Source organism: Streptomyces sp. NPDC002328 (assembly GCF_042890065.1).
Taxonomy (GTDB): Bacteria; Actinomycetota; Actinomycetes; order Streptomycetales; family Streptomycetaceae; genus Streptomyces.
This window is the reverse complement of record NZ_JBIARQ010000006.1, coordinates 1-26,292: the sequence shown is the minus strand read 5'-3', so window position 1 is coordinate 26,292 and position 26,292 is coordinate 1. Positions and strand designations below refer to the sequence as shown.

Below are 26,292 nucleotides of genomic sequence, written 5' to 3'. Positions count from 1 at the left end.
CGTGACCGACACCGTGTGGACCCTGACGCTGTGCTTGGTGGCGCTCGTCGCCCTGCTGGTGCTGCGCCGGCGTATGCCGGTCGCGTTCTGGTGGCTCGTCGGGTATCCGCTGGTCGCGCTGCGCGTGATCACCACCTACCGGGCCACCATGGACGCCTGCGGCCTGACGGTCCCGGCCTCCGCCGTCCGTCGGGCCACCGCCCGCCTGGTCGGACGGGAAGCGGCCCCCGTTCCGCCTCGGCGGTCGTTCCCGCTGCCGACCGGGTCCGGACTCGTCATGCGGCTGCGCATGGCGGCCGGACAGGCTCCCGAGGACTTCATCGCCTCAGCCGACCGGTTGCGGCACGCCTGGGCCGCTCACGCCGTCCACATCCGCCCGACCAAGCCCGGATGGCTCGAACTGCGGCTGATCGGTTGGGATGTGCTCGCGGACGTACGGCGGCCTCTGCGACGGCCGAAGGACGGGGGCCTGCTCTCCCTGCCTCTGGCGCTGCGGGATGACGGACGCTGGCACGTACGGGACTTCCGTGCCGTGCCGCATGAACTCATCCTCGGCGCAACGCAGTCAGGCAAGTCCGTCTACCTGCGGAACCTGCTGTGCGGCCTCGCCCGGCAACCGGTCGTGCTCGTCGGAATCGACTGCAAATGGGGTGTCGAACTGGCCCCGTTCGCACCCCGACTGTCGGCGCTCGCCGACACACCGGACCGCGCGAACGAACTCCTCGACGCCCTGCTGGACGAGATGGAGGCACGGTTCCGCCTGATCGGGCTGAACTCGGCCGTCGGGCCGGACACCGTCCTCACCTCGGACGTGTGGGGGCTGCCGGAGAAGGTTCGGCCGGTGCCGGTCGTGGTCGTCGTCGACGAGGTGGCGGAACTGTTCCTCGCCGCAAGCCGGGACGACGAGAAGCGTCGCGACGCCATGGTCACCAAGCTGATCCGCATCGCCCAGCTCGGCCGCGCGGCCGGCATCTACCTGGAGGTGTGCGGGCAGCGCTTCGGCTCCGAACTCGGCAAGGGAGCCACCATGCTCCGCGCCCAGCTCACCGGCCGTATCTGCCACCGCGTCAACGACGAGTCGTCGGCGAACATGGCGCTCGCCGACATCTCCCCGGAAGCGGCCCTCGCCGCCACCGCCATCCCGGCCGAGCGTCCCGGCGTCACCATCGTCGGCGACTCCTCCGGCGGCTGGTCCCGCGCCCGCTCCCCGCACGTCACCCTCGACGAAGCGGCGGCCGTCTGCCGTGCCACCTCCGCTCTCGTGCCGGAGCTGCCCCACCTCGACGCCTTCCGACCCGCCTTCGCCGCGGCCGTTGAGCCTGCCGGAACGACGTCTCCCGTCACCCCTGCGCCGACTGCGCGCCCGGTGACCGAGTAGCGACCTCCCCTTCCCACGGTCGGCGTGACCGCCTCGCGCCATGTCCCTACCCCCTCCATGCCCGAAACCGGAAGGACGCCTCATGTCTCGCCCCTCCATCGCAGAGGTCAGCGCGCTCATCGCTGATCTGGCCGCGCTCTGTCAGAACCGCACCTCCGCCGAGTACGCCGCGCTCATGGCCCGTAAGGCGGACCTGTTGGAACGCATCGCCACCCACACGCCCGGCGACGCCGAGGCCGCCGAGGTGGCTCGCCTCGCTCGTGAGCGTGCCGACTCGCTCAAGTCCGCCGGCTGATCGCGCGGAAGGAACCGTGTCGATGCGTGCCCACCTGGCCCGCGTGGACGCCGTGATCGTCCAAGCCGTCATCGCGGGCGCCCTGTCCTTCGCCCACCTTCACGACCTCGCGGAGGCGGCGGGACAGGGCGGCTGGAAAGCGTGGGCCTACCCGGTCAGCGTCGACCTGCTGCTGGTCGCCGCCTGGCGGCGGATGCGTTTGCAGCAGCGTGCCGGACAACCGGCCGGGGGAGCCCGGTTGTGGTTCCTGGTCGCCTTGGCCGCGTCCCTCGGTGCCAACGTCGCCACGGCCGGTCTCCTCGACCTGGACGACGTCCCCGCGTCGCTCCGCGTCGTGGTGGCCGGGTGGCCGGCCGTCGCCTTCTTCGGCGGAACGCTCCTCGCGCACGAGCCCCGAACCCCTGAGAAGCCTGCGGCTCCGGTGTCCCCGCACCCGGACGACGAACCGCCCGCACCTCCGCCCGCGGTCGACGAATCCCGCCGTGACGCACTCCCCGCCTCGCCGCAGGACACCGCCCCCGACCTTGTCACCGCCCTGGCGCCTACTCCTGCCGTCGCCCTGCCGCCCGCACTCGTCGACCGCGTGCAGGCCCTCGCCGAGGAACACCGCGCCACCACCGGTCAGCCGGCCGATCCCGACGTCGTTCGCGCCCGGCTCGGCCTGCCTCCGTCCATGACGGCCTCCGTCGCCGCTCACCTCTGAGAAGGGAACGCCCACGTGACTCCGCGCTTCCGCAACGTCCGCCGCTTCGGTCCCGTGCAGGTCGCCTCGTTCCTCGCCCGTGGCCGCAACCGCCACCTGGCCGCCTGCACCGCGCCCCGCTGCGACTTCTCCGCCGAGTACGACAGCCGCGCCGCCGCCGAACTCGCCGCCCGCACCCACCGCTGCAAGGCCTGAGAAGGAGATCACCGCCATGGACGTCCCGCTCTGGTTCGCCGTGCTCGTCGTCGCCGTCCTCGGCATCCAGCTCGCCCGCCCGCCGTGGTGGCTGGTCGCCCTGCTCCTCCTCGGCGGCTACCTCGTCGCGAACAGCGTCCTCGCCCCCGCCGTCGCCACGCTCCTCAACTGACCGCGAGCAGAAGGGATCACCGACGTGTTCACCCCGAAGTACCCGCCGCAGGACACCGCTTCGAACCCCGTCCCGACGGCTCCGCCCGTCTACAGCCCGGTGCCCTACGTCCCTGCCCACACCCCGGCTCCGTCCGCCCCGTCCACCAACCGCCCGGCTGTCCAGCTCACCGCCGGCAGCACGCTCGCCCTGGTCGCCGGTGGAGGTGCCGTGGTCCTGGTCGTGGGCGCGGTCCTGGTCTCCATGCTCCTCGCGGTCGCCATCACCGCCGCCTCCGTGGCGGTCTGCGCGGTCGTCGTCCGCTCGATCCTCAAGGAGCACAAGGCGTGACCGACTCCGCCGCCATGGCGGGCCTGGACCCGGCCACCCTCGCCGACGTGCTCAGGCTGGCCGGTTCCCCCGGCTTCGACCGCGTGCAAGACCAGATCCGCCGCACGGGCGGCTGCTCCGACCCGATCCACCTGCAAGGCACCACCGTCATCCGCGACAGGGCCACCGGGCGGGTTCTGCACACCTACAGCACCGACAGCGAGCCCGGCGGCCGTCTCCGAGTCGCCTGCGGCAACCGCCGCGCCTCCCGGTGCCCCTCCTGTGCCTGGACCTACGCAGGGGACACGTACCACCTGATCCGCGCGGGCCTGGTCGGCGACCCCGCCAAAGGCACCCCGGACACCGTCCGGGATCACCCTCGCGTCTTCGCAACTCTGACCGCTCCGTCCTTCGGCCCGGTCCACAACCGGCCGGGCAATCGGCCCTGCCGCTGCGGCGTCCGCCACGCCGAGGACACCCCCGAACTCGGCATCCCCCTCGACCCCGACACCTACGACTACGCGGGCGCGGTGCTGTGGAACAACCACGCCTCCGAGCTGTGGCGGTACTTCACGATCTACCTGCGCCGCGAGATCGCCAAGCGGGCAGGCCTCACGCAGAAGGAAGCGCACGCACAGTCCCGCGTCGCCTTCGGCAAGGTCGCCGAGTACCAGAAGCGCGGGGCCGTGCACTTCCATGCAGTGATCCGCTTCGACGGACCCGACGGCCCGGACTCCCCGCCCCCGGCCTGGGCGACCCTCGACCTCCTCACCGACGCCATCCGCGCCGCCGCTGACCGCGTCGCGGTCGACGTACTCCCGGCCGGTGACGAGCCCGCCCGAACCCTGCGCTGGGGCACACAGCTTGACGTACAGCCCATCGGTGCCTTCGGCGACGGCGAGGAGATCACCGAACAGGCCGTCGCCTCCTACGTCGCCAAGTACGCCACCAAGGCGGCCGAGACCACCGGCACCGTAGACCGCCGCATCGGTAACAAAGAGGCCCTGGTTTTGCTCGATGTCCCGGAGCACCCCGCCCGCCTCATCGCGGCCTGTCTCTACCTCCACGCGCTCTACCCGGACCGCAAGCTCCGGGACTGGGCGCACATGCTCGGCTTCCGCGGCCACTTCTCCACGAAGTCCCGCCGGTACTCCACGACGCTCGGCGCCCTGCGCCAGACGCGTGCCGACTACCGCGCGGCCCAACAACGCGAAGCCCTCGGCCTGCCCGACTCCGACACCTCGGAGGCAACCACCCTCACGCTCGCCCACTGGAGCTACGCCGGCCACGGCCACACCCCGGGCGAATCCTGGCTCGCCGCTGGCATCCGCCGCGATATCCAACTGAACCGAGAGACCGCCCGCGAAGCCCTGCAAGACCAACTCGCCCTGGAAGGAGCCGCAGCATGACCACCGCCGCCCCTGAACTGCTCACCGTGCCGGAGGTCATGACCCGGCTCAAGGTCGGCCGCACCAAGGTCTACGAGCTCATCCGCACCCGCCGCCTGGTCTCCATCAAGGTCGACGGCTGCCGCCGCATCCCGGACGACGCCGTACGCGCCTTCATCCGCCACCAGATGGGAGACGCGGCCTGATGACCAAGCGTCGTAGCCGTGGTGACGGCGGCCTGCACTGGGACGAGAAGAGACAACGGTGGATCGCCACGGCGAACCTCGGCTTCGACCCGAGCGGCAAGCGGATTGTGAAGCGGGGGAGTGGCAAGACCAAGACGGAGGCGAAGAACAAGCTCAAGGAGGTGTTGCGGGACCACGAAGACGGCCTCGCCATCGCACCGACCAACTACACCGTCAAGGACGCCGTCATGGACTGGCTTGCTTACGGCCTGGTCGGCCTCGACCCGAACACCCTCGCCACCACCACGCTCCTGAGCGAGAAGCACGTCATTCCATCACTCGGCGCTCGCAAGCTCCGGGACCTCAGTGCAGAGGATGTTGACCGGTGGCTGGCCACCAAAGCGAAGACGCTCAGCACGCGTACTCTCCAGTCCCTCCATTCGTGCCTGAACCGCGCGGTCAAGCGGGCCATGGCGAGGGACAAGGTGAAGCGCAATGTCGTCGAACTGTGCTCGGTCCCTCAGGGCCAGGCTGGACGTCCGTCCAAGGCGCTGACGTTCGCGCAAGCTGAAGCCGTGCTCAAGGGCGCTGAGGGGACTTCGATGCACGCCTACATCGTCCTCGCCCTGCTCACCGGCGCTCGCACCGAGGAACTCCGGGCCCTCACCTGGGACCACGTTTTCCTCAAGGGCCGCCCCGAGATGGACCCGCCGCAGCCTCCGCACATTGCTGTCTGGCGCTCGGTCCGACGCACCGGAGACACCAAGACCCGGAAGTCCCGGCGCACGCTCGCCCTGCCGGCGCGCTGCGTCGAAGCCCTCTGGCAGCAATTCGAAGATCAGGGCTGGGATCGGCTCGCCGCTGACGAGAAATGGGAGGAACACGGCCTCGTCTTCTCCTCGGCCGTGGGCAAGCCGCTCGACGCTGCGAACGTCCGCCGCGCCTTCCGCCAGGCGCTCAAAGACGTCGACGGGATCAACGCCGACGAGTGGACGCCTCGGGAGCTCCGGCACAGCTTCGTGTCGCTGCTCTCGGACCGTGGTGTCCCGCTCGAAGAGATTTCCCGACTCGTCGGGCACTCCGGTACGGCCGTCACAGAGGAGGTCTACCGGAAGCAGATCCGGCCCGTGATCCAGACTGGTGCCGTGGTCATGGACGGCATCTTCGGGGCCGTCCAACAGCGGTCGTAGGCACTCAAGAATCCGTAGTCACGCAGTTAGACACGCAGCAACATCAGAGGGCCCTTACCGATTCGGTAAGGGCCCTCTGATCTGCTACTTAGCTGTCGGGGTGGCGGGATTTGAACCCACGACCTCTTCGTCCCGAACGAAGCGCGCTGCCAAGCTGCGCTACACCCCGATGTCACTGCTTGTCGCGGTGACGTCGTTTACTTTAGCCCACTGGTGGCTGGAGACGAAATCCGGTTTTGCCGCGGTGACGGAGGGGGTCGGGGCGGGCGTGGTCCAGGGCTACCAAGAGGGTCGCCAGGGCGTAGAAGGCGAGACCGAGGAGGAGGGCGTTGGCCAGGGTGTGCCTGTAGCCGAGGGCTGCCGCGTCGAGGAAGGGGTAGAGGGAGCGGCCCGGCGTGCCGGGCGTGATCAGCTCGGCTCGGGTGAGGGTGAAGGCCAGGTAGGCCATCGGGTAGAGGAGCCACAGCGCTGCCTGGCGCAGGCGGAGGCGGCCGGGGGAGGTCAGCAGGAGCCAGTCCAGAACCGCTGCCGCCGGCGTTGCCGTGTGGAGGAGCTGGTTCGTCAGCTCGTGCCAGCCGGTCGGGGCGATGGCGGGGGCTGTCGTGGCCGTCACCGAGAACGGGGGCGTCGCGTCCGCCAGGAGCAGGTGGTACACCAAGCCGGTGATCACGGCGTAGAGCAGTGCCGCGCCGGTCACGGCCGGGGACAGCGGGCGGCGGGCCGTCCAGGCGCGGCGGGCTGAGATGAAGGTGACCACGGCCAGCAGGATGCCGCTCTGGACCGCGAAATGGCTCAGAATCTGGAGCGGTCTGCCCAGCAGCAGCGCCAAGGTCACGCCCGCCGCGGCCAGGGCGGCGATCAGCAGTCGCAGGACCGCGATCCAGGGGTGGCGTACGGGAGTCACCACAGCCGAGGCGGGGACTGAGGAGGGCAGAAGGCGGTGGGTCCTCGGGATCGCCGGCAGTTCCGGGATGTCCCTGGGTATCGGGGCCGTCATTCCCTCACGCTAGGAGAATGGGGCAGAACGGGCGATATCGGTGCGGCTGGATGGGGGAATCTGAGCTTCCGGGCGCCGCCGCCAACACCGGCTTCCCCCCGACCCGGCTCCACTCCCAACTTGGGCTTCCCGGCCCCCGGACTTCCTCCCCCAACCGGGCTTCCCGGCCTCTCGGCCTCTCGGCCTCTCGGCCTCTCGGCCTCTCGGCCTCTCGGCCTCTCGGCCTCTCGGCCTCCCAGCCAGGATCCGGGTTCCCCCGAGACTCCGATCGGGGGAACCCCGAGAAGCCGATCGAGGGTCCCCCTTACACCCTTACTCCTTCCCCACCAGCGTCAGCAGCGTCGCCTCCGGTGGGCATGCGAAGCGGACCGGGGTGTAGCGGCTTGTTCCGCAGCCTGCCGAGACGTGGAGGTAGGACGTGCGGGACTCCACGGTGTGGGTGGACAGGCCCTTCACGCGGTCCGCGTCCAGGTCGCAGTTGGTGACGAGGGCGCCGTAGAAGGGGATGCACAGCTGGCCGCCGTGGGTGTGGCCGGCCAGGATCAGCGGGTAGTCGTCCGCCGTGAACGCGTCCAGCGTCCGCAGGTACGGGGCGTGCACCACGCCCATCGAGAAGTCCGCCGAGCTCGACGGGCCGCCGGCCACCCGCGCGTACCGGTCCCGCTTGATGTGCGGGTCGTCCAGTCCCGTCAGCTCCACCGACACGCCGTCGATCTTCAGCGTGCCGCGCGTGTTCGTCAGGTTGAGCCAGCCCGCGCCGTCGAAACCGTCGCGCAGGTCCTCCCACCGGAGGTGGACGACGTCGACCGCGGGCGGGTTGCCGTTCAGGCCGTGGCGGCCCTGGGCCTTCTCCAGCAGGTAGCGGGCGGGGTTGCGCAGCTTCGGGCCGTAGTAGTCGTTGGAGCCGAAGACGTACGCGCCCGGGAACTCCATCAGCGGGCCGAGGGAGTCCAGGACCTCCGGGATGGCCTCCGGGTCGGACAGGTTGTCGCCCGTGTTGATCACGAAGTCGGGACGCAGACCGGCCAGCGAGCGCAGCCAGCGCTGCTTCTTGCGCTGGCCGCTCACCATGTGGATGTCGGAGACCTGCAACACGCGCAGGGGCCGCATTCCGGCGGGCAGGACGGGGACCGTCACCCTTCGGAGGCGGAAGGAGCGGGCCTCGAAACCCGCCGCGTACACCAGACCGGCGGCGCCAGCCGCCGCGATGGAAAGAGGTACTCCGTATCGCGCGCGCATGCGTCCATCGTGTCAGACGGCGCACGTGGTCCCGACCTCGCGGTCCCTGGAGCATCCCTCATTCGTCCCCCAAGTACCCCTGACTCACCGCCCCTTAAATGGACGGGCGCAGTTCCTCCCGCACCTGCGACAATCACACCCATGACCACGCTCAAGTCGAAGCTTCAGGAAGACCTCAACGCCGCGATCAAGGAGCGCGACGAGCTCCGCTCCTCGACGCTCCGGCTGACGCTCACCGCGATCACCAAGGAGGAGGTGGCGGGCAAGGAGAAGCGCGAGCTCTCCGACGACGAGGTGCAGCAGGTGATCGCCCGCGAAGCGAAGAAGCGGCGGGAGGCCGCCGAGGCCTTCGCGCAGGGTGGTCGTGTTGAGTCGGCCGAGCGGGAGAAGGCGGAGGGCGTGGTCCTCGCCGAGTACCTGCCCAAGCAGCTCAGCGACGAGGAGCTGAATGACATCGTCGCCCAGGCCGTCGAGGAGGCCAAGGCCGCCGGCGCCGAGGGGCCGCGGGCCATGGGCGCCGTCATGAAGATCGTGAACCCGAAGGTGGCGGGCCTGGCCGAGGGCGGGCGCGTCGCCGTCGCGGTGAAGAAGCTCCTCGCCGGCTGACGTCGGCTGCACCCACCCCGCAGGCCACCGGCCCTCTCACGCCAACAGCCTCCTCACGCCAACGGCCCCCACCTCCCCTGAGGGAAGTGGGGGCCGTTGGCCATCGCGGAGGAACCCGGTCGCTCGAGGAGCGCTCAAGCAGCCTCCGCCGGCTCAGCGGCGACCGCCGTTGCCGTTCCCGCCGTTCCCGTTGTTGCCGTTGTTCCCGCCGTTGCTCTGCCCCTGGAACAGGTTGTCCGGCAGGGTGATGCCGCCGTTCCCGTTGCCGCCGTTCGACGAGTTGCCGTTCGACGTGCCGCCGTTGAAGAGGCCCTGGATGAACCCCTGGTCGCCGTTGCCGTCGTCACCGTCATCGTCACCGTTGCCGCCGTTGCCGTTCCCGTCGCCCTCCCCGCGGTCACGGTCCGCCTCGGGGTTCGGGATGTCGACCATGGTGAAGCGCGGGTCTTCCTTGCCCTCCAGGGCGCCGGTCATCGCGTCCCGCCAGATCGGGCCGGGCGTGTCACCGCCGTAGACCTCGGAGTGGTAGACGCCGCCGATGGTGATGCGGGTCATCTTGACCTTCTGGGTGGCGCTGCCGACCCAGACGGCGCCCGACAGGTTCGGGGTGTAGCCCACGAACCAGGCGTTCTTGCGCTCGTCCGTCGTACCCGTCTTGCCGGCGTTGTCGCGGCCGGACAGACCGGCCTGCTTGCCGGTGCCGGAGTCGGTCACACCGCTCAGCAGCGTGTTGATGCTGTCCGCGGTCTTCTCGCTCATCGCGCGCGAGCAGGTCGACTTCGGGACCTCCAGCGACTTCTTCTGGCCGCCCACGGTCTGGGTGATGGACTCGATGGCGATCGGCGTGCAGTACATGCCGCGGGAGGCGAAGGCGGCGTACGCGCTCGCCATCGTCAGCGGCGAGAGGCCGGTCGAACCGAGCGTCATCGACGACGGTACCTCGGGCACCTTGTCGCCGTTGCCCTGGACCACGCCGAGGGCGTCGGTCATCTTCACCACCGGACACATGCCGATGTCGGCGAGCATCTGCACGAAGTACGTGTTGACCGAAAGCTCCATGGCCTTCTTCAGCGCGTACGGCCCGACCTCGGACTCCGCCTCGTTCTCCAGCTTGTACTTGGGCCTGCCGTCGTTGACCCAGGGCTTGCCGCTGCACGTCTGGACCGTGTCCGGGTACGGCATCTCGAACGGCGCCGGGTACGTCTGCGTCACCGGCCGCCCCTGCTCCAGCGCCGCCGCCGCCACGAACGGCTTGAACGTCGAACCGGTCGGGAAGCCGAAGTTCGAGCCGCCCATCGCGGCGTCGACCGAGTAGTTGTACTCGGTCTCGTTCTTGCCGTAGCCGTACGGCTTCGACTGGCCCATGCCGAGGATCTTGCCGGTGCCGGGCTCGACCAGCGTGACGGCCCCGGCGACCTTGTCCGACTTGTAGACGTGGTCCTTCAGCGACGCCTGGACCGACTTCTGGGCCTGCGGGTCGAGCGTCGTGCGGATGGTGAGGCCGCCCTGGTTCCAGACCTTGGCCCGCTCCTCCTTCGTCTTGCCGAAGACCGGGTCGCTGAGGAAGACCCGCTCCACGTACTTGCAGAAGAAGCTGGCGCCCTGCACGGCCGTGATGCAGCCGTTCTTCGGCTTGGTGACCTTCAGGCCGAGCGGGGCCTGCTGCGCCTTGGCCGCCTCGGCGGCGGATACGTCGCCGACCTCGGACATGCGTTGGAGCACGGTGTTGCGGCGCTTGGTGGCCTCCGCCTCGTCGTTGACGGGGTCGTAGCGGCTGGGCGACTGGACGATGCCGGCGAGCAGGGCTGCCTCGGGCAGAGTCAGGTCCTTGGCGCGCTTGGAGAAGTACCGCTGGGCGGCGGCCTCGACGCCGTAGGCCTGCTGACCGAAGAAAGTGATGTTGAGGTAGTTCTCGAGGATCTTCTTCTTCCCGAGCTCCTCCTCGACCTGGATCGCGTACTTCAGCTCGCGGATCTTCCGGCCGATGGTCTGCTGCGTGGCCTGCGCGACCTTCGTCGGGTCGTCGCCTGCCTCCTCGACGAAGACGTTCTTCACGTATTGCTGCGTGAGCGTGGACGCGCCCTGGGCCACCTCGCCGCTGCGCGCGTTCTTGTTGAGCGCGCGCAGGATGCCCTTCAGGTCCACCGCGCCGTGCTCGTAGAAACGCGAGTCCTCGATGGCGACGATCGCCTTCTGCATGTACGGCGAGATGTTCTTGAGGTCGACGACCGTGCGGTCACGGGAGTAGACCGTGGCGATCTGCTTGCCCTTGGCGTCGAGGATCGAGGTGCGCTGGCTCAGCGGCGGCGTCTTGAGGTTGGCCGGGAGCTCGTCGAAGGACTCCACGGATCCCTTGGCGGCCAGGCCGAGCGCGCCGAACGCGGGCAGGGCGATGCCGGCCAGCACGGCTCCCGAGAGCACACTGACACCGAGGAACTTGGCGGCCTGCTGCGTCGCCGTCAGGCCGCCACCCGAGCGCTTCTTTGGCATGAGGGCAGCCTACGTTCTCATTCGCCGGACACGCGTATAGGCCTTGGCCTAAGCTGCTCTCAACTGTCACAGCAGCAGGGCTACGTATCAATACGTCCGGCGACCCCGAATCGTTCCGGAAATTCCCCAACTTTTTTGGTGGGTGCGTGTCCGAATCCGCCTTGTGTGTCATCAGGCGTCCGTTGTGACCCAACAGAACTGTCCCGTTCCGTCGGGATATTCCTGTATGTCGCAGGCTCACTCCCCCGGGTGATCTGCCGCTTACCCATAGTCCGTTCGGGCCATTCAAGATTGGGCCCGAAGGGGGTGTTGCGCTGTGCCCACCTTCCGTAACGTCCTCAACTGGCGGCGGTGAATATGCCGCTGCCGCCGTGGGGGAGCCTCGATTCGGGAGAGGACGGCGCCGGTATGGGCTGGGTAACCGACTGGAGTGCGCAGGCTGCCTGCCGCACTACCGATCCGGATGAACTGTTCGTTCAGGGAGCAGCGCAGAACAGGGCCAAGGCGGTGTGCACCGGATGCCCGGTGCGGACCGAGTGCCTGGCGGACGCGCTCGACAACCGCGTCGAGTTCGGCGTGTGGGGAGGCATGACGGAGCGCGAGCGCCGCGCACTGCTGCGCCGGCGGCCGACGGTGACCTCCTGGCGCCGCCTCCTGGAGACGGCGCGCTCGGAGTACGAGCGCGGAGCGGGCATCGTGCCGCTCGACGACGACCAGGTCTACGAGAATTATGCGGCGGTGAGCTGAGGGCGACCCGGCTCGGACGTCGGGGTTCCCACGTCAGAGTTCAGGCGTCGGAGTCAGGCGTCGAAGTAGGCGTCAGGGTTCAGGCGTCGGGCAGCTCCGGCCGGACGGTCGCGAGGCGCTCGCCGATGTCCCGCAGTCCCACGAGGTCGTGGACGTCACCGGGCAGTGCGGCCACTTCGGTCACCGCCACCTCGGGGTGGCGTGCGGTGAAGCGGTCACGCGTGCGCTGTTCGCGGGAGAGCAGATGCATACGATCGGCGTGCAGTCTCAGCAGACCCGCGGTGAGCTGATCGGCGCTCTGGTCTTCCGTGCTCGGTTCGACGTCCACAGGGTGCTCGGCGTCCACAGGGTGCTCGGCGTCCGTACGGTGTTCGGCGTTCGTGCGGTGGTCAGGGCTCCCATCCTGGGTGTCGTCGAGGCCGGGGGAGTCCGGCTCGGAGCCGGGAGTGGGAGAAGCGTCGGAAGCTTCTGAACTGCCGTACGTGTCGGGAGAGTTACGAAGTCCAGCTTTCCCGCCGTCCTGATCCACAATGCGGGGCTCTTCAAGATTTTCGGCGGCGGCGAGCGCCCGCTCGGCGGACAGCTGGGCGGCGCCGCTGCCATGGACCCGGTTGAGCACCAGACCCGCCAGCGGCATGTCCTCGGCCGCCAGCCGCTCCACGAAGTACGCGGCCTCCCGCAGCGCGTCCCGCTCGGGGGCCGCCACCACCAGGAACGCCGTCCCGGGCGCCTGGAGCAGCTTGTACGTCGCGTCCGCGCGCGTGCGGAAGCCGCCGAACGTCGTGTCCATCGCGGCGACGAACGTCTGGACGTCCTTGAGCAGCTGACCGCCCAGCAGCTTGCCGAGCGTGCCGGTCATCATCGACATCCCGACGTTGAGGAACTTCATCCCCGCGCGCCCGCCCAGCTTCGCCGGCGCCGTCAGCAGCCGGATCAGCCGGCCGTCCAGGAACGACCCGAGCCGCTTGGGCGCGTCCAGGAAGTCCAGGGCCGAGCGGGACGGCGGGGTGTCGACGACGATCAGGTCCCACTCGTCCTTGGCCCGCAGCTGCCCCAGCTTCTCCATTGCCATGTACTCCTGCGTGCCGGCGAAGCCCGCGGAGAGCGACTGGTAGAAGGGGTTGCCCAGGATCGAGGCGGCCCGCTCGCGGTCCGCGTGCGCCTCGACGACCTCGTCGAAGGTGCGCTTCATGTCGAGCATCATCGCGTGCAGCTCGCCGTCCCCCTCGACGCCCTTGACGCGGCGCGGGGTGTTGTCGAGGGAGTCGATGCCCATGGACTGCGCGAGCCGGCGCGCCGGGTCGATGGTGAGCACGACCACCTTGCGGCCACGCTCGGCCGCCCTGAGCCCCAGCGCCGCCGCGGTCGTCGTCTTGCCGACGCCGCCCGAGCCGCAGCACACCACGATGCGGGTCTTCGGATCGTCCAGCAGGGGATCGACGTCCAGCACACGCGCGTGGGCGAGCCGGCGACCGCCCTCCTGCGCCTGCGCCCGGCCGCCCTCCTGAGCCTCCGCCTCCGCCTGTGCCTGGTCCGGACTCATGACATCCCCTGCTTCCGCAGTTCCGTGGCGAGTTCGTACAGGCCCGCGAGGTCCATCCCCTCGGCGAGCAGAGGCAGTTCGTGCAACGGCAGGCCCAGTTCGCCGAGGACGGACCGCTGCTCGTGCTCCAGCGCGTACCGCTCGGCGTACTCCTCGGCCTGCTCCAGGAGCGGGTCCACCAGCCGCTCGGCATGGCCGCCGCGCCGCGCCCCGCCGAGCCCGGCGGCCGACAGCGACCGTGCGACAGAGGAACGCCCCACGGTCCGTACGAGTTCCAGCCCGCGCGCGTCCAACACCTCGGGGCGGACCATGTTGACGACGACCCGGCCCACCGGGAGCTTCGCCGCCCGCAGCTCGGCGATGCCGTCGGCGGTCTCCTGGACCGGCATCTCCTCCAGCAGCGTCACCAGGTGCACCTCGGTCTCCGAGGACTTCAGCACCCGCATCACGGCCTGCGCCTGATTGTGTATCGGGCCGATCTTGGCAAGGCCCGCGACCTCGTCGTTGACGTTCAGGAAGCGAGTGACGCGGCCCGTCGGCGGGGCGTCCATGACGACGTAGTCGTACACGAACCGGCCGGCCCTGTCCTTCCTGCGCACCGCTTCACACGCCTTGCCGGTGAGGAGTACGTCCCTCAGACCGGGCGCGATGGTGGTGGCGAAGTCGATCGCGCCGAGTTTCTTCAGGGCCCGCCCGGCGCTCCCCAGCTTGTAGAACATCTGGAGGTAGTCCAGAAGGGCCAGTTCGGGATCGATGGCGAGCGCATACACCTCACCTCCGCCCGGCGCGACGGCGATCTTCCGTTCCTCATAGGGCAACGCCTCCGTCTCGAAGAGCTGGGCGATGCCCTGCCGACCCTCCACCTCGACGAGAAGCGTCCGCTTCCCCTCCGTGGCGAGGGCCAGCGCTAGGGCGGCGGCGACCGTCGTCTTTCCGGTCCCGCCCTTACCGCTGACGACCTGGAGCCTGCTCACGTCTTCGAGCGTAACCAGTCGGCGGCCGAGCCAATCGGGAGGCTGTGGATAACCGTGCTCCAATCGGCCACATGGCCCGGCGCCCGCGCCCCGCGAAACCCGTCGCCCGGCCCCGCCGTCCACAGCGGGCACCTGCGGCGGACCGCGCCCCCGCAGCGGATACAGTCGGGCCCATGACCAAGTGGGAATACGCAACCGTGCCGCTGCTCGTCCACGCCACGAAGCAGATTCTGGACACCTGGGGCGAGGACGGCTGGGAGCTCGTCCAGGTCGTGCCCGGGCCGAACAACCCCGAGCAGCTCGTGGCCTACCTGAAGCGGGCGAAGGCGTGAGCGCCGTAGAGGCGAGGCTCGCCGAGCTGGGGCTGACGCTGCCGGCGGTCGTGCCGCCCCTCGCGGCCTACCAGCCCGCCGTGCAGTCCGGGCCGTACGTGTACACGGCCGGTCAGCTGCCCATGGTGGACGGCAAGCTGCCCGTCACCGGCAAGGTCGGCGCGGAGGTCACCGCCGAGGAGGCCAAGGAACTGGCCCGCACCTGTGCCCTGAACGCCCTGGCCGCGGTCAAGTCCGTCGCGGGCGACCTGGACCGCGTCGCGCGCGTGGTGAAGGTCGTCGGCTTCGTCGCCTCGGCCTCGGACTTCACCGGCCAGCCCGCCGTCCTCAACGGCGCGAGCGAACTGCTCGGCGAGGTCCTCGGCGACAAGGGCGTGCACGCGCGCAGCGCGGTGGGCGTTGCGGTGCTGCCGCTGGACGCGCCGGTCGAGGTGGAGATCCAGGTGGAGCTCGCTCCGTAGGCACAGGCCTCCGCAGGTCGGGCCCTCCGTAGGCTCGGGTCTCCGTGGGCACGGGCGGGCCGGCGGGCCCGCGCTGACCTCGGGCACCTCTCGAACATTCGCTCACCACGGGATAGCCTCGCGGCCATGGCGAATGGGCAGTGGTTCCCCCCGGACTGGCCGGAACGCATCCGTGCGCTCGCGGACGGCACCCTCACGCCCGTCACCCCCAAACGCGCGGCCACGGTCATGCTCCTGAAGGACACCGGCCGCGGCCCCGTCGTCCACATGCTGCGCAGACGCGCCTCCATGGCCTTCGCCGGAGGCGCGTACGCGTACCCGGGCGGTGGCGTCGACCCGCGCGACGACGACCGGCACGTGCGCTGGGCGGGCCCCACGCGCGCGTGGTGGGCCGAACGGCTCGGCGTCGACGAGACGACCGCCCAGGCGATCGTCTGCGCGGCCGTACGCGAGACGTACGAGGAGGCCGGCGTCCTGCTCGCCGGGCCCGCCCCCGACTCCGTCGTCCGTGACACCACCGGCGACGACTGGGAGGCCGACCGGGCGGCCCTCGTCGCCCGCGAGACGTCCTTCGCGGAGTTCCTCGACCGCCGCGGCCTCATCCTGCGGTCGGACCTCCTGGGCGCCTGGACGCGCTGGATCACGCCGGAGTTCGAGCCGCGCCGCTACGACACCTGGTTCTTCGTCGCCGCGCTCCCCGAGGGCCAGCGCACCCGCAACGCCTCCACGGAGGCCGACCGCACGGTGTGGATCCGCCCCGTGGACGCCGCGGTCTCGTACGACGAGGGCGAGCTGCTGATGATGCCGCCCACCATCGCGACCCTGCGCCAGCTGACCGCGTGCGCCACGGCCGCCGAGGCGCTCGCCGCCGCCCCCGGCCGCGATCTGACGCCCGTCCTTGCACGGGCCCGGCTGGAGGCGGGCGAGGTCGTGCTGTCCTGGCCCGGACACGACGAGTTCACCAAGCACATCCCCACAGGTGGAGCCCCCGCATGACGGACGCAGCAGCCCTTCCCGGCCAGCCCCGGGGCGGTGTCCTCTCCGGCCCCGCCACCGCCCGCGCGGTCAACGTCCTCGCGCCCAACCCGTCCGCGATGACCCTGGACGGCACCAACACCTGGATCGTCTCCGAGCCCGACTCGGACCTGGCCGTCGTCATCGACCCGGGGCCGCTGGACGACGGTCATCTGCGCACGGTCCTCGACACCGCCGAGAAGGCCGGAAAGCGCGTCGCGCTGACCCTGCTCACGCACGGCCACCCCGACCACGCCGAGGGCGCCGCCCGCTTCGCCGGGCTGACCGGCACCAAGGTGCGCGCCCTGGACCCCTCGCTGCGGCTCGGCGACGAGGGCCTGGGCGCCGGCGACGTGATCACCGTCGGCGGGCTGGAGCTGCGGGTCGTCCCGACGCCTGGGCACACCGCCGACTCGCTCTGCTTCCACCTCCCGGCCGACCGGGCGGTCCTGACCGGCGACACGATCCTCGGGCGCGGCACGACCGTCGTGGCGCACCCCGACGGCCGCCTGGGCGACTACCTGGACTCCCTGCGCCGTCTGAGGTCCCTCACGGTCGACGACGGCGTCCACACGGTCCTCCCGGGCCACGGGCCCGTCCTGGAGGACGCCCAGGGCGCCGTCGAGTTCTACCTGGCCCACCGCGCGCACCGGCTCGCCCAGGTCGAGACGGCCGTGGAGAACGGCTACCGCGCCCCCACCGAGGTCGTCGCCCACGTGTACGCCGACGTGGACCGCTCCCTGTGGCCGGCGGCCGAACTGTCGGTGCGGGCACAGCTGGAGTACTTGGAGGAGCACGGGCTTATTTAGCCGTCTTCGGGCCGCGGGGTCTTCACGCCGTGCACGCGTGTGTACTCCGCCGCGAGCCAGGGCCCGAGGTCGTCGACGTAGGACCGCAGGGTCTCCGCGTAGCCCGTCGGCTCGTAGCCCAGGGCGGCCGCCGTCCGCACCTGCCCCGCGCGCGTGGGGTAGTACGCGGCGAACGCCTCGGCCATCTCGCGCAGGTCACTGGTCCAGCCGTTCCAGCGGGGCATGACCAGCGTGAACGCGGTGCGCACCAGATGCCGGGACATGAACCGGACGAGGGGGCGCCGGGCGTCGTCGGAGTCGTCCGCCCCGGCGATCCGGTCACGCCAGCGGGGGAGGAGCAGCGCCAGGTCGCCGTTGGTCTCCCGGGCGAGGAGGGAGTCGGGCCGGTAGTGGGGCAGGGCGGCGGCGAGGTCGTCCCCGAGCAGCGGGGTGCACAGACAGGCCACGAACCAGCCCAGGTCGTGCCTCTCCAGGTCGCTCAGCAGGCGCGCACGGCCGTAGAGGAGCGTGCCGACGCCGTCGATCTGAGGGAACCGCTCGTCCAGGGCGTCGCCCAGGGCGCGGGAGGCGTCCCGGTCGGCCTCGGTCGGCTCATGGTGCAGGGCGATCAGCAGATCCAGGTCGCTGCGCCCCACGCGCGCGGTGCCGCGCGGGATCGACCCGTAGAGGTACGCGCTGTGCAGCCGCGCCCCGAAGGTGTCCGGCAGCCGGTCGCGTGCGGCGGCGACCACGGGACGGAACGCGTGCGGCACGCGCGCGAGGCAGCCCTCGCGCGCGATGTATCCCTGCGGGTCGAGGCCCTGGTGTACCAGTGCGGACATGAGGTCACTGTGCACGCGCGAGGGAGGCGGGGGCGCGGCATTTTCGACGCCGATGACGTCACGCCGATGACGTCACGCCGCGGGCCTCACGCTGGAGGCCTTCAGAACGCCGACTGACGCCAGGGGCATCAGGGGCGTCAGGGCACCGCCCAGGCGGCCGTCACCGCGAGCGCTTGGCGAGCCGCTCCACGTCCAGCAGGATGACCGCCCGCGCCTCCAGGCGCAGCCAACCGCGCTGGGCGAAGTCCGCGAGCGCCTTGTTGACGGTCTCCCGGGACGCGCCGACCAGTTGGGCCAGCTCCTCCTGCGTGAGGTCGTGGACGACGTGGATTCCCTCCTCGGACTGCACGCCGAACCGGCGGGAGAGGTCGAGCAGCGCGCGGGCCACACGGCCGGGGACGTCCGAGAAGACCAGGTCGGACATGGCGTCGTTGGTCTTGCGCAGCCGCCGGGCGACGGCGCGCAGGAGCGCGGTGGCCACCTCGGGGCGGGCGTTCAGCCAGGGCTGGAGGTCGCCGTGGCCGAGGCCGAGCAGCTTGACCTCGGTGAGCGCGGTCGCGGTCGCGGTCCGCGGCCCCGGGTCGAACAGCGACAGTTCGCCGATCAGCTCGCTGGGCCCGACCACCGCGAGCATGTTCTCGCGACCGTCCGGAGACGTGCGGTGGAGCTTGACCTTGCCCTCGGTGACGACGTAGAGCCGGTCGCCGGGGTCTCCCTCGTGGAACAGGGAGTCGCCACGGGCGAGCGTCACCTCGCTCATGGAGGCGCGGAGCTCCGCGGCCTGCTCGTCGTCGAGAGCCGCGAAGAGCGGGTTACGCCGGAGGACGTCGTCCACGAGTTCTCTCCTTGTCGACCTGCTCAGGGGATCTTGCTCCCCCGTGTGCCAGGGGACCGTGTTCCCCATTTTGCCGGACGGTCCAAACAGTGTGATCTGTCACAAGGATGCCGCACACGTGTCCGGGGGTAAGCGGCAGGGGTCCAATTGGGGGCTGATCTTCGGGGTCCGGGGCGGATGTCGGTGCCGGGCTTTAGGCTGGCCGGGTGTCCAAATCGCCGGTGAGAGCACAGGCCAAGGGAGCTGGACGGGTGGCTGCACATCGCGATTCCGCTGTGGGCGAACGAGGCTTCGGTGAAGGTGAGAAGGCGGCAAAGGCGACGAAGAAGACGCCTGTGAGGAAGACGCCTGAGAAGACGACGCCCGTGAAGACGACGCCTGCGAAGACGCCTGCGAGGAAGACGCCCGCCGCGGGCAGGAAGCCCGAGTCCCGCACGGCTCTCGTCCGCCGCGCCCGCCGCATCAACCGCGAGCTGGCCGAGGTCTACCCCTACGCCCACCCCGAGCTGGACTTCCAGAACCCCTTCCAGCTGGTGGTCGCCACGGTCCTCTCCGCCCAGACCACCGACCTCCGTGTGAACCAGACGACGCCCGGTCTGTTCGCGAAATACCCCACCCCGGAGGATCTCGCCGCCGCCGACCCGGAGGTCGTCGAGGAGATCCTCCGGCCGTGCGGCTTCTTCCGCGCCAAGACCAAGTCGGTCATAGGCCTCTCCAAGGCCCTCGTGGAGGAGTTCGACGGGGAGGTCCCCGGCCGCCTGGAGGACCTCGTCAAGCTGCCCGGCGTCGGCCGCAAGACCGCCTTCGTGGTGTTGGGCAACGCGTTCGGCCGCCCTGGGATCACCGTGGACACGCACTTCCAGCGGCTGGTGCGGCGCTGGCGGTGGACCGAGGAGACCGAGCCGGACAAGATCGAGGCCGCCGTCGGCACGCTCTTCCCCAAGAGCGAGTGGACGATGCTCTCGCATCACGTGATCTTCCACGGCCGCCGCATCTGCCACGCCCGCAAGCCCGCCTGCGGCGCCTGCCCCATCGCCCCGCTCTGCCCGGCGTACGGCGAGGGCGAGACGGATCCCGAGAAGGCCGCGAAGCTCCTGAAGTACGAGAAGGGCGGCTTCCCCGGTCAGCGCCTCAACCCTCCGCAGGCCTACCTGGACGCGGGCGGCAGGCCGGCCCCGCCGCTGGGGGCCGGATGAGAGCGGGCGCGACGGCAGGGCTGGGGTCGACGGCAGGGCTGGGATCGGGGGCAGGACTGGGGTCGGCGGCGGGGCTGGGATCGGGTGCAGGGCTGGGGCCGGGACCTGGGGGAACACGTCCCCTGGAACGATTCACGGCGCCTCGGGCGTTGGACTTCGCAGAACGGGGGGTGGTGCGGCGATGGCGCACGCGAGCAACACGCAGGGCGGCAGGGTGACGCTCAGCAGGGCGGGGCTGCCCGCCTGGCTGGACCCGGTCGTGCACGCGGTGGAGACGGTCGAGCCGCTCCAGCTGAGCCGCTTCCTGCCGCCGGAGGACGGGGCGGGACGCCAGTCGGCCGTCCTGGTCCTCTTCGGCGAGGGCGCGCGGGGACCGGAGCTGCTGCTGATGGAGCGGGCCACCTCACTGCGCTCGCACGCGGGACAGCCCTCCTTCCCGGGCGGCGCCCTCGATCCGGAGGACGGCGATCCGCTGGGCGACGGACCGCTGAGAGCCGCCCTGCGCGAGGCTGAGGAGGAGACCGGACTCGACCCCTCCGGCGTGCAGCTCTTCGGGGTGCTGCCCAAGCTGTACATCCCGGTCAGCGGTTTCGTCGTCACGCCCGTCCTGGGCTGGTGGCGCGAGCCCAGCCCGGTCGGCGTCGTCGACCCCAACGAGACGGCCCGCGTCTTCACCGTTCCCGTGGCGGATCTCACGGACCCGGGGCACCGCGCCACGTCCCTCCACCCCAGCGGCCACCGCGGTCCGGCGTTCCTGGTCGAATCGGCCCTCGTGTGGGGCTTCACCGCCGGGCTCATCGACCGCCTCCTGTACTTCGCGGGCTGGGAGCGGCCCTGGGACCGGGACAAGCTGGTCCCGCTCGACTGGCGGTCGTGACAGGGTGTCCCGTGCTGTGTCTACCCCGGGGTCCGGCCCCCGGACCCCGGCCGGCCCGCCGCGGTCGGGAAGAAAGAGGCGAGGCCTGAAACGGTGAACGTGCTCGACATCCTGCTGCTGCTCGCGGCCGTATGGTTCGCGGTCGTCGGCTACCGCCAGGGCTTCGTCGTCGGCATCCTGTCGGTGATCGGCTTCCTGGGCGGCGGCCTCGTCGCCGTCTACCTGCTGCCCGTCGTCTGGGACGCACTGACCGACAACTCCGAGGTGAGCACCGCGGCCGCCGTCGTCGCGGTCATCGTCGTGATCGTCTGCGCCTCCGTCGGACAGGCCGTGACCACCCACCTCGGCAGCAAGCTGCGCCGGTACATCACCTGGTCGCCGGCCCGCGCGCTGGACGCGACCGGGGGCGCGCTGGTCAACGTCGTCGCGATGCTCCTCGTGGCATGGCTGATCGGCTCGGCCCTCGCCGGGACGACCCTGCCCACGCTGGGCAAGGAGGTCCGCAGCTCCACGGTGCTGCAAGAGGTGTCCGACGCGCTGCCCGACCAGGCCGACACCTGGTTCGCGGACTTCTCCTCCGTCCTCGCGCAGAACGGCTTCCCGCAGGTCTTCAGCCCGTTCGCCAACGAGCCCATCACCGACGTCCGGCCGCCCGACCCGGCCCTCGCGGGCAGCGCGGTGGCCGCGCGCGCGAAGCGGTCCATCGTCAAGGTCATGGGCACGGCGGAGAGTTGCGGCAAGGTGCTGGAGGGCACCGGCTTCGTCTTCGACGAGCGCCGCGTGATGACCAACGCGCACGTGGTGGGCGGCGTCGACGAGCCCACCGTCCAGATAGGCGGTGTGGGCCGCAAGTACGACGCCACGGTCGTGCTGTACGACTGGCGGCGCGACATCGCCGTCCTCGACGTCCCCGATCTCGACGCGCCCGTCCTCCAGTTCGCCTCGGAGGACGCGGCGACCGGTGACAGCGCGATCGTCGCCGGGTTCCCCGAGAACGGCGCGTACGACGTGCGCGCCGCGCGCGTGCGCGGGCGCATCACGCCCAACGGCCCGGACATCTACCACCGCGGCACGGTCCGCCGTGACGTCTACTCGCTGTACGCGACGGTCCGCCAGGGCAACTCCGGCGGCCCGCTGCTCACCCCCGACGGCAAGGTGTACGGCGTGGTCTTCGCGAAGTCCCTCGACGACGCCGACACCGGTTACGCGCTCACCGCGGACGAGATCCGGCAGGACATCGCCCAGGGGCGCACCGCCGGCCAGGAAGTGGACAGCGACAACTGCGCGCTGTGACGCGGAAGGAGCGTGTGAGCTGCGCGAACGCCAACGCGTGCGCCTGAGCCGTGCGGGCGAGCGGGTGCGTGGTGTCTGTTCGTCAGCCGCGCGGATGGCGCAGGCGTACCGAGACCCAGCGGGCCCGGCGGCGCAGGATGCGCGGAATGCCCACCCGGAGGTCGTTGCCCGTCTGCGGAGCGGTACCTCGGCGGTGGGAGCTCAGGCCGGAGGCCGAGCGGCGATTGCGTGCTACGTCGTTGTAGTCGTGCGTCCAGCCCATACCCGGACCTCTGCCCCTGCCCCAAGGTCGATAACCGCCTGAGGGCCCGCCAATTGGCCTATGCGCGGGGCAATTGGCCGTTCGTAGTACAGGTGTTCAGCACCGGATACCGGGCGCGATCGCTCGGTCACCGATCAGGCTCCGGGTCTTTCAGCCAATTGACCAGTTCTGTAGAGAAAGCGACCGGATCCTCCTCGTGCGGGAAGTGCCCCAGCCCGTCGAACAGCCGCCAGCGATACGGCGCTTCGACGTACTCCCCGGAACCGGCCGCGCTGCGCGTGCGCATCACCGGATCGAGGGAGCCGTGCAGATGCAGGGTCGGCACCCGCACCGGCCGCTTCATCCGCCGGTAGAACTGGATGCCGTCGGGCCGGGCCATCGACCGCACCAGCCACCGGTACGGCTCGACCGAGCAGTGGGCGGTGGACGGGATGCACATCGCGCGCCGGTACGTGTCCAGCGCCTCGTCCTCCGGCAGCCGCGGCCCGGACCACTCCCGGATCAGCCGGCCCACCAGTTCCCCGTCGTCGGCCGTGAGCTGCCGCTCGGGGACGAAGGGCCGCTGGAAACCCCAGATGTGCGAGCTCGCGGCGGACTGCCGGACGTCGGCGAGCATCGCCGAGCGCCAGCGCCGGGGGTGCGGCATGGAGGCCACGGCGAGCCGCCGGACCAGCTTGGGCCGCATCACCGCCGCCGTCCACGCCAGATAGCCGCCCAGGTCGTGGCCGACCAGCGCGGCGTCCGGCTCGCCGAGCGAGCGGATCACACCGGTGATGTCGAGGGCGAGGTTGGCCGGGTCGTAGCCGCGGGGCGTGCGGTCGCTGCCGCCGACGCCCCGCAGATCCATCGCGACGGCCCGGAAGCCCGCGTCGGCCAGCGCGGTCAGCTGGTGCCGCCACGTCCACCAGAACTGGGGGAAGCCGTGCACCAGCATGACCAGCGGACCGTCGCCCACTTCCGCGATGTGGAAGCGGGCGCCGTTCGCGGCGACCTCGCGGTGCGTCACCTTGCGGTCGAGGACGACGTCCGGCCGTACGACCGAGGCAGGCTGCGCCGAAGGGGTGGCGGGGTCCGTCATGACGACGAGCGTGCCACAGCCTCGATGGCCTCCGGAGCCCGGTCCCGCGGGAGCTCCGGCCGCGTGGGCTCCGGCCGGGGGTGCGGCTTGGCCTTCTGCAACACGACCGCCGTCTCCTTCACCGACGCGGCGACCTTCTGCGGGCCCTTGCTCTTCTTGGCCTTCTTCGCGAAGACGACGCCGATCAGCGCGAGGACGACGGCGACCAGCACGTTCGCCGCGAAGGACAGCAGGAAGCAGATCGCGAGGTTCCAGTCGCTCCAGGTGCGGATGCCGTACGCCAGGGCGAAGTTCAGCATCGGCAGCGAGAACAGCAGCACGGCCCCGGCCGCCGAGAACGCGCCGCCGCTCGTCGCGCCGCGCTTGACGTCCTGCTTGAGCTGCGCCTTCGCCAGCGCGATCTCGTCGTGCACCAGCGCGGACATCTCGGTCGTCGCCGAGGCGAACAACTGGCCGATGCTGCGTTCGGCGCCGACCGGGCTGCCGTCGGGTGCGCTCATCGCGGTCTCTCCCTCGTCTTGTACGGTTCCGCCGTCTTCTGCCTGACTGCGTACGGCCTGACTGCGTACGGTCCCGTCTTTTGTACCGTCCCGTCAGATCATGCCGGACGGTCGCCCTCCTCGCCTGCCCCGCCCGTCACTTCGGCAAGCCCGTGGCGCGCGGCCGCCTTTTCCGCGGCGATCCGGCGGTGCTCGGCGGCCTTGGCCTCGTGGATGGCGGCCATCCGCAGGTGGTACGCCGGGTCGTCCTCCTCGTAGACGTCCGGGATGCCGTCGAGGTCGTCGTCGCGCTCCTCGGCCTGCCACAGGCTGCGGTACTTGGCGTTGCGCACCTTCAGCAGGACGGTCGCCAGGGTCGCCGCGATCAGCGAGCCCGTCAGGACGGCCGCCTTGACCTCGTCGGTGAGGGCCGCGTCGCCCTCGAAGGCCAGCTCGCCGATGAGCAGGGAGACGGTGAAGCCGATGCCGGCGAGCGAGGCGACGGCGAACACGTCCGCCCAGGCGAGGTCCTCGCTCAGCGAGGCCCTGGTGAAGCGGGCCGTCAGCCAGGTGCCGCCGAAGATGCCGATCGTCTTGCCGACGACGAGACCGAGGACGACGCCGAGGGTCTCCGGCCGGGTGAACACCGCCCCGAGGGCGCTGCCCGACACCGTCACACCGGCGCTGAACAGGGCGAACAGCGGTACGGCGAGCCCTGCGGACAGGGGCCGCACCAGATGCTCGACGCGCTCGCCGGGTGAGCGCTTCTCGCCCTCGCGCGGGGCGCAGCGCAGCATGAGCCCCATAGCGACGCCCGCGATGGTCGCGTGGACGCCGCTGTTGTACATCAGCGCCCAGATCACGACTCCCAGCGGGACGTACACGTACCAGCCGCGGACGCCCTTGCGCAGCAGCAGGTAGAAGACGACCAGGCCGGCGACCGCGCCGCCGAGCGCGGCGAAGTCGAGGCTGCTCGTGAAGAACACGGCGATGATCAGGATCGCGAACAGGTCGTCGACGACGGCCAGGGTGAGGAGGAAGGCGCGCAGCGCGTTCGGCAGGGAGGTGCCGATGACGGCGAGCACGGCGAGCGCGAAGGCGATGTCGGTGGCGGTGGGCACGGCCCAGCCGGCGGTGGAGCCGCCGCCGGTGAGATTGGTGAGGGTGTAGACGAGCGCCGGGACGGCCATGCCGCACAGGGCGGCGACGACGGGCAGCGCGGCGGCTCTCGGGTCCTTGAGGTCGCCGGCGACCAGTTCGCGCTTGAGTTCGATGCCGGCGACGAAGAAGAAGATCGCGAGGAGGCCGTCGGCCGCCCAGTGGGCGATCGAGAGGTTCAGGCCGAGCGCCTCGGGGCCGAGGTGGAAGTCGCCGACGCTCTCGTAGCTGTCGTGCAGTGCGGGGATGTTCGACCAGGCGAGAGCCGTGACGGTGGCGACGAGCAGCAGGATGCCGCCGACGGTCTCGGTGCGCAGCGCGTCCGCGACGAAGGTCCGCTCGGGCAGCGACAGGCGTCCGAGGACCTTGCGGGTGGTGGTGCGGGGCGCGGCCACGGGGGAGCCTCCGAAGGTGGGCAGGACGGAACACATGCCGACCAGACTTCCCGGCGCACCTGTTTGCTTAGTCTAGCTAAGGTGCGGGGGGAGGAAATCCGATGATTCCTACGGTAGGTGGGGAAAGTTGCCTTGGCGCGGTTGGTGGTGGGGGGTCTTGGGGGGCGGAGGTGAGGTGGGTGAGGGGGCGGGGTGGGTGTGGGTGCGGTGGGGGGTGTGAGGGCGCGGGGTGAGTGTGGGTGTGGGGCAGTGGGGTGGGTCGGGGCGCGGGGCGGATGTGGGTGCCGTGAGTGGGGGCGCGGTGTGGTCCTGGGGGCGGGGGCGGTTCTGGGGAGGTGCCGGTGGGGGTGGGGAGGGGGTGAGGAGAGCCGGCGCTGCCCGGGGGGAGTTCAGGGAGGCCCCGAGGAGCCCAGGAGCCAGTTCGGGGGAGATCCGGGGGCCTGAGGAGTTCCGGAAGCCCCGAGCAGCCGCCGGGCGGGTTCCGGGGAGATTCGGGGAGCCTTGGGAGCTCCGGACGACCCGAGCGGTCCCCCGGCCAGTTCCGGCGAGATGAGGGGCCCGTGGGGCCAGGGCCAGCTGGGGGAGCCACGGACAGCCCCGGATGTTCCCGACGAGCGCCCCCGGGCGGGTTCCGGGGGCGAGATTTGGGAAGCCTTGGGAGTTCCGGGGAGCCCCCAGGCGAGCTTCGGTCGAGCCCCAAGGGAGTGCCGGAAGCCCCGGGGCTCCCCCGGGGGGTGCCTCTATGTCTTTCGTCAAGGCGCCCAGGTTGGGTTTGAGGTGGTTTGGCTGGCTGGGGTCATGCGGCGAGTTCGACGTCCTTGGGGATGCGGGGTTCGTAGAAGGTGCCGTCGCGGAGCATGGCGAACAGGAC

At 70.8% G+C, this 26,292-nt stretch carries 29 protein-coding genes and 1 tRNA gene; 18 read left to right on the top strand and 12 right to left on the bottom strand.

Going from position 1 to position 26,292, the window contains the following annotated elements; all coding sequences use genetic code 11:
- Window position 1 precedes the first annotated feature (1 nt).
- The 9 genes from ACFYX4_RS17460 to xerC all read left to right on the top strand — a co-directional run bounded on the left by ACFYX4_RS17460 (window position 2) and on the right by xerC (window position 5,815).
- Window positions 2-1,378 carry an FtsK/SpoIIIE domain-containing protein gene (locus ACFYX4_RS17460; protein ID WP_389333137.1) on the top strand — a complete coding sequence of 459 codons (1,377 nt, stop codon included), beginning with the start codon at window positions 2-4 and terminating at the stop codon, window positions 1,376-1,378.
- 82 nt (window positions 1,379-1,460) lie between these two features.
- The gene (locus ACFYX4_RS17455) at window positions 1,461-1,673 is read left to right on the top strand and encodes a hypothetical protein (protein ID WP_389333134.1); all 213 of its coding nucleotides are present in this window, start codon (window positions 1,461-1,463) and stop codon (window positions 1,671-1,673) included.
- Between the two features lie 22 nt (window positions 1,674-1,695).
- A complete protein-coding gene (locus tag ACFYX4_RS17450) occupies window positions 1,696-2,376 on the top strand; it encodes a DUF2637 domain-containing protein (RefSeq protein ID WP_389333131.1) in 681 nt (226 codons plus the stop codon).
- 15 nt (window positions 2,377-2,391) lie between these two features.
- A complete protein-coding gene (locus ACFYX4_RS17445; protein ID WP_055633477.1) occupies window positions 2,392-2,571 on the top strand; it encodes a mobile element transfer protein in 180 nt (59 codons plus the stop codon).
- 16 nt (window positions 2,572-2,587) lie between these two features.
- A complete protein-coding gene (locus ACFYX4_RS17440; protein ID WP_352346402.1) occupies window positions 2,588-2,743 on the top strand; it encodes a hypothetical protein in 156 nt (51 codons plus the stop codon).
- A 24-nt stretch (window positions 2,744-2,767) separates the two neighbouring features.
- Window positions 2,768-3,073: a SpdD protein gene (locus tag ACFYX4_RS17435; protein WP_389333127.1), complete on the top strand. Its 306-nt coding sequence runs from the start codon at window positions 2,768-2,770 to the stop codon at window positions 3,071-3,073.
- Complete coding sequence (repSA, locus tag ACFYX4_RS17430; protein ID WP_389333124.1) at window positions 3,070-4,461, top strand: replication initiator protein RepSA; 1,392 nt, start codon at window positions 3,070-3,072, stop codon at window positions 4,459-4,461. The genes ACFYX4_RS17435 and repSA overlap by 4 nt, the downstream gene beginning before the upstream one ends.
- A complete protein-coding gene (locus ACFYX4_RS17425) occupies window positions 4,458-4,646 on the top strand; it encodes a helix-turn-helix domain-containing protein (RefSeq protein ID WP_389333121.1) in 189 nt (62 codons plus the stop codon). The genes repSA and ACFYX4_RS17425 overlap by 4 nt, the downstream gene beginning before the upstream one ends.
- Window positions 4,646-5,815: a tyrosine recombinase XerC gene (gene xerC, locus ACFYX4_RS17420; protein WP_389333118.1), complete on the top strand. Its 1,170-nt coding sequence runs from the start codon at window positions 4,646-4,648 to the stop codon at window positions 5,813-5,815. The genes ACFYX4_RS17425 and xerC overlap by 1 nt, the downstream gene beginning before the upstream one ends.
- A 95-nt stretch (window positions 5,816-5,910) precedes the next feature.
- Here xerC and ACFYX4_RS17415 read toward each other — a convergent pair.
- The 3 genes from ACFYX4_RS17415 to ACFYX4_RS17405 form a co-directional block, all read right to left on the bottom strand.
- A tRNA-Pro gene (locus tag ACFYX4_RS17415) sits at window positions 5,911-5,984 on the bottom strand.
- A gap of 33 nt (window positions 5,985-6,017) precedes the next feature.
- On the bottom strand, window positions 6,018-6,812 hold the full coding sequence (locus ACFYX4_RS17410) for a Pr6Pr family membrane protein (RefSeq protein WP_389333115.1): 795 nt from the start codon (window positions 6,810-6,812) through the stop codon (window positions 6,018-6,020).
- 312 nt (window positions 6,813-7,124) lie between these two features.
- On the bottom strand, window positions 7,125-8,051 hold the full coding sequence (locus tag ACFYX4_RS17405) for a metallophosphoesterase (RefSeq protein WP_389333112.1): 927 nt from the start codon (window positions 8,049-8,051) through the stop codon (window positions 7,125-7,127).
- A 141-nt stretch (window positions 8,052-8,192) separates the two neighbouring features.
- Here ACFYX4_RS17405 and ACFYX4_RS17400 point away from each other — a divergent pair, with 141 nt between their 5' ends.
- The gene (locus ACFYX4_RS17400; protein ID WP_389333109.1) at window positions 8,193-8,657 is read left to right on the top strand and encodes a GatB/YqeY domain-containing protein; all 465 of its coding nucleotides are present in this window, start codon (window positions 8,193-8,195) and stop codon (window positions 8,655-8,657) included.
- Window positions 8,658-8,810: 153 nt separating this feature from the next.
- On the opposite strand, the gene ACFYX4_RS17395 is transcribed toward ACFYX4_RS17400, so the two are convergent.
- Window positions 8,811-11,147: a transglycosylase domain-containing protein gene (locus tag ACFYX4_RS17395; protein WP_389333106.1), complete on the bottom strand. Its 2,337-nt coding sequence runs from the start codon at window positions 11,145-11,147 to the stop codon at window positions 8,811-8,813.
- 408 nt (window positions 11,148-11,555) lie between these two features.
- On the opposite strand from ACFYX4_RS17395, the gene wblA reads away from it, so the two are divergent.
- Window positions 11,556-11,894, top strand: coding sequence for a transcriptional regulator WblA (gene wblA / locus ACFYX4_RS17390; RefSeq protein ID WP_190046553.1), 339 nt, complete (start codon window positions 11,556-11,558; stop codon window positions 11,892-11,894).
- Window positions 11,895-11,973: 79 nt separating this feature from the next.
- On the opposite strand, the gene ACFYX4_RS17385 is transcribed toward wblA, so the two are convergent.
- Both ACFYX4_RS17385 and ACFYX4_RS17380 read right to left on the bottom strand, forming a co-directional pair.
- Window positions 11,974-13,437, bottom strand: coding sequence for an ArsA family ATPase (locus ACFYX4_RS17385; RefSeq protein ID WP_389333103.1), 1,464 nt, complete (start codon window positions 13,435-13,437; stop codon window positions 11,974-11,976).
- Window positions 13,434-14,411: an ArsA family ATPase gene (locus ACFYX4_RS17380; RefSeq protein WP_389333100.1), complete on the bottom strand. Its 978-nt coding sequence runs from the start codon at window positions 14,409-14,411 to the stop codon at window positions 13,434-13,436. The genes ACFYX4_RS17385 and ACFYX4_RS17380 overlap by 4 nt, the downstream gene beginning before the upstream one ends.
- Before the next feature lie 173 nt (window positions 14,412-14,584).
- Between ACFYX4_RS17380 and ACFYX4_RS17375 the strand changes: the two genes are divergently transcribed.
- The 4 genes from ACFYX4_RS17375 (at window position 14,585) to ACFYX4_RS17360 (ending at window position 17,027) form a co-directional block, all read left to right on the top strand.
- Window positions 14,585-14,743 carry a DUF4177 domain-containing protein gene (locus tag ACFYX4_RS17375; protein ID WP_020129281.1) on the top strand — a complete coding sequence of 53 codons (159 nt, stop codon included), beginning with the start codon at window positions 14,585-14,587 and terminating at the stop codon, window positions 14,741-14,743.
- Window positions 14,740-15,204 carry a RidA family protein gene (locus ACFYX4_RS17370; protein WP_389333097.1) on the top strand — a complete coding sequence of 155 codons (465 nt, stop codon included), beginning with the start codon at window positions 14,740-14,742 and terminating at the stop codon, window positions 15,202-15,204. The genes ACFYX4_RS17375 and ACFYX4_RS17370 overlap by 4 nt, the downstream gene beginning before the upstream one ends.
- A 126-nt stretch (window positions 15,205-15,330) precedes the next feature.
- Window positions 15,331-16,200: an NUDIX hydrolase gene (locus ACFYX4_RS17365; RefSeq protein WP_389333094.1), complete on the top strand. Its 870-nt coding sequence runs from the start codon at window positions 15,331-15,333 to the stop codon at window positions 16,198-16,200.
- The gene (locus ACFYX4_RS17360) at window positions 16,197-17,027 is read left to right on the top strand and encodes an MBL fold metallo-hydrolase (protein WP_389333091.1); all 831 of its coding nucleotides are present in this window, start codon (window positions 16,197-16,199) and stop codon (window positions 17,025-17,027) included. Before ACFYX4_RS17365 ends, ACFYX4_RS17360 begins: the two co-directional genes overlap by 4 nt.
- Here the strand turns inward: ACFYX4_RS17360 and ACFYX4_RS17355 are convergent.
- Both ACFYX4_RS17355 and ACFYX4_RS17350 read right to left on the bottom strand, forming a co-directional pair.
- Window positions 17,024-17,848 (bottom strand): nucleotidyltransferase domain-containing protein, encoded by an 825-nt coding sequence (locus ACFYX4_RS17355; RefSeq protein WP_389333088.1) that lies wholly within the window; start codon window positions 17,846-17,848, stop codon window positions 17,024-17,026. The two genes, ACFYX4_RS17360 and ACFYX4_RS17355, sit on opposite strands and share 4 nt — an antisense overlap.
- 160 nt (window positions 17,849-18,008) lie before the next feature.
- Window positions 18,009-18,683: a Crp/Fnr family transcriptional regulator gene (locus ACFYX4_RS17350; RefSeq protein WP_020129286.1), complete on the bottom strand. Its 675-nt coding sequence runs from the start codon at window positions 18,681-18,683 to the stop codon at window positions 18,009-18,011.
- Window positions 18,684-18,934: 251 nt separating this feature from the next.
- Here ACFYX4_RS17350 and nth point away from each other — a divergent pair, with 251 nt between their 5' ends.
- The 3 genes from nth to ACFYX4_RS17335 all read left to right on the top strand — a co-directional run bounded on the left by nth (window position 18,935) and on the right by ACFYX4_RS17335 (window position 22,049).
- Complete coding sequence (gene nth, locus ACFYX4_RS17345) at window positions 18,935-19,879, top strand: endonuclease III (protein ID WP_389333085.1); 945 nt, start codon at window positions 18,935-18,937, stop codon at window positions 19,877-19,879.
- Window positions 19,880-20,060: 181 nt separating this feature from the next.
- Window positions 20,061-20,756, top strand: a complete 696-nt coding sequence (locus ACFYX4_RS17340; RefSeq protein WP_389333082.1) for an NUDIX hydrolase — start codon at window positions 20,061-20,063, stop codon at window positions 20,754-20,756.
- Between the two features lie 93 nt (window positions 20,757-20,849).
- Window positions 20,850-22,049: a MarP family serine protease gene (locus tag ACFYX4_RS17335; protein WP_389333079.1), complete on the top strand. Its 1,200-nt coding sequence runs from the start codon at window positions 20,850-20,852 to the stop codon at window positions 22,047-22,049.
- Between the two features lie 82 nt (window positions 22,050-22,131).
- Here the strand turns inward: ACFYX4_RS17335 and ACFYX4_RS17330 are convergent, their stop codons facing one another.
- The 4 genes from ACFYX4_RS17330 to nhaA form a co-directional block, all read right to left on the bottom strand.
- A complete protein-coding gene (locus ACFYX4_RS17330; RefSeq protein WP_389333076.1) occupies window positions 22,132-22,311 on the bottom strand; it encodes a hypothetical protein in 180 nt (59 codons plus the stop codon).
- A 127-nt stretch (window positions 22,312-22,438) separates the two neighbouring features.
- Window positions 22,439-23,389, bottom strand: a complete 951-nt coding sequence (locus tag ACFYX4_RS17325) for an alpha/beta fold hydrolase (protein WP_389333073.1) — start codon at window positions 23,387-23,389, stop codon at window positions 22,439-22,441.
- Window positions 23,386-23,889, bottom strand: a complete 504-nt coding sequence (locus tag ACFYX4_RS17320; RefSeq protein WP_389333069.1) for a phage holin family protein — start codon at window positions 23,887-23,889, stop codon at window positions 23,386-23,388. The genes ACFYX4_RS17325 and ACFYX4_RS17320 overlap by 4 nt, the downstream gene beginning before the upstream one ends.
- A 98-nt stretch (window positions 23,890-23,987) precedes the next feature.
- A complete protein-coding gene (nhaA, locus tag ACFYX4_RS17315; protein WP_389334168.1) occupies window positions 23,988-25,421 on the bottom strand; it encodes a Na+/H+ antiporter NhaA in 1,434 nt (477 codons plus the stop codon).
- Window positions 25,422-26,292 lie beyond the last annotated feature (871 nt).

What these genes read in the sequence shown, in the direction of transcription:
- ACFYX4_RS17455 (WP_389333134.1), top strand. Translation starts at nt 1,461, where the DNA reads ATGTCTCGCCCCTCCATCGCAGAGGTCAGCGCGCTCATCGCTGATCTG.
- ACFYX4_RS17450 (WP_389333131.1), top strand. Translation starts at nt 1,696, where the DNA reads ATGCGTGCCCACCTGGCCCGCGTGGACGCCGTGATCGTCCAAGCCGTC.
- ACFYX4_RS17440 (WP_352346402.1), top strand. Translation starts at nt 2,588, where the DNA reads ATGGACGTCCCGCTCTGGTTCGCCGTGCTCGTCGTCGCCGTCCTCGGC.
- ACFYX4_RS17425 (WP_389333121.1), top strand. Translation starts at nt 4,458, where the DNA reads ATGACCACCGCCGCCCCTGAACTGCTCACCGTGCCGGAGGTCATGACC.
- xerC (WP_389333118.1), top strand. Translation starts at nt 4,646, where the DNA reads ATGACCAAGCGTCGTAGCCGTGGTGACGGCGGCCTGCACTGGGACGAG.
- ACFYX4_RS17410 (WP_389333115.1), bottom strand. Translation starts at nt 6,812, where the DNA reads ATGACGGCCCCGATACCCAGGGACATCCCGGAACTGCCGGCGATCCCG.
- ACFYX4_RS17405 (WP_389333112.1), bottom strand. Translation starts at nt 8,051, where the DNA reads ATGCGCGCGCGATACGGAGTACCTCTTTCCATCGCGGCGGCTGGCGCC.
- ACFYX4_RS17400 (WP_389333109.1), top strand. Translation starts at nt 8,193, where the DNA reads ATGACCACGCTCAAGTCGAAGCTTCAGGAAGACCTCAACGCCGCGATC.
- ACFYX4_RS17395 (WP_389333106.1), bottom strand. Translation starts at nt 11,147, where the DNA reads ATGCCAAAGAAGCGCTCGGGTGGCGGCCTGACGGCGACGCAGCAGGCC.
- wblA (WP_190046553.1), top strand. Translation starts at nt 11,556, where the DNA reads ATGGGCTGGGTAACCGACTGGAGTGCGCAGGCTGCCTGCCGCACTACC.
- ACFYX4_RS17385 (WP_389333103.1), bottom strand. Translation starts at nt 13,437, where the DNA reads ATGAGTCCGGACCAGGCACAGGCGGAGGCGGAGGCTCAGGAGGGCGGC.
- ACFYX4_RS17375 (WP_020129281.1), top strand. Translation starts at nt 14,585, where the DNA reads ATGACCAAGTGGGAATACGCAACCGTGCCGCTGCTCGTCCACGCCACG.
- ACFYX4_RS17365 (WP_389333094.1), top strand. Translation starts at nt 15,331, where the DNA reads ATGGCGAATGGGCAGTGGTTCCCCCCGGACTGGCCGGAACGCATCCGT.
- ACFYX4_RS17360 (WP_389333091.1), top strand. Translation starts at nt 16,197, where the DNA reads ATGACGGACGCAGCAGCCCTTCCCGGCCAGCCCCGGGGCGGTGTCCTC.
- ACFYX4_RS17355 (WP_389333088.1), bottom strand. Translation starts at nt 17,848, where the DNA reads ATGTCCGCACTGGTACACCAGGGCCTCGACCCGCAGGGATACATCGCG.
- ACFYX4_RS17340 (WP_389333082.1), top strand. Translation starts at nt 20,061, where the DNA reads ATGGCGCACGCGAGCAACACGCAGGGCGGCAGGGTGACGCTCAGCAGG.
- ACFYX4_RS17330 (WP_389333076.1), bottom strand. Translation starts at nt 22,311, where the DNA reads ATGGGCTGGACGCACGACTACAACGACGTAGCACGCAATCGCCGCTCG.
- ACFYX4_RS17325 (WP_389333073.1), bottom strand. Translation starts at nt 23,389, where the DNA reads ATGACGGACCCCGCCACCCCTTCGGCGCAGCCTGCCTCGGTCGTACGG.
- ACFYX4_RS17320 (WP_389333069.1), bottom strand. Translation starts at nt 23,889, where the DNA reads ATGAGCGCACCCGACGGCAGCCCGGTCGGCGCCGAACGCAGCATCGGC.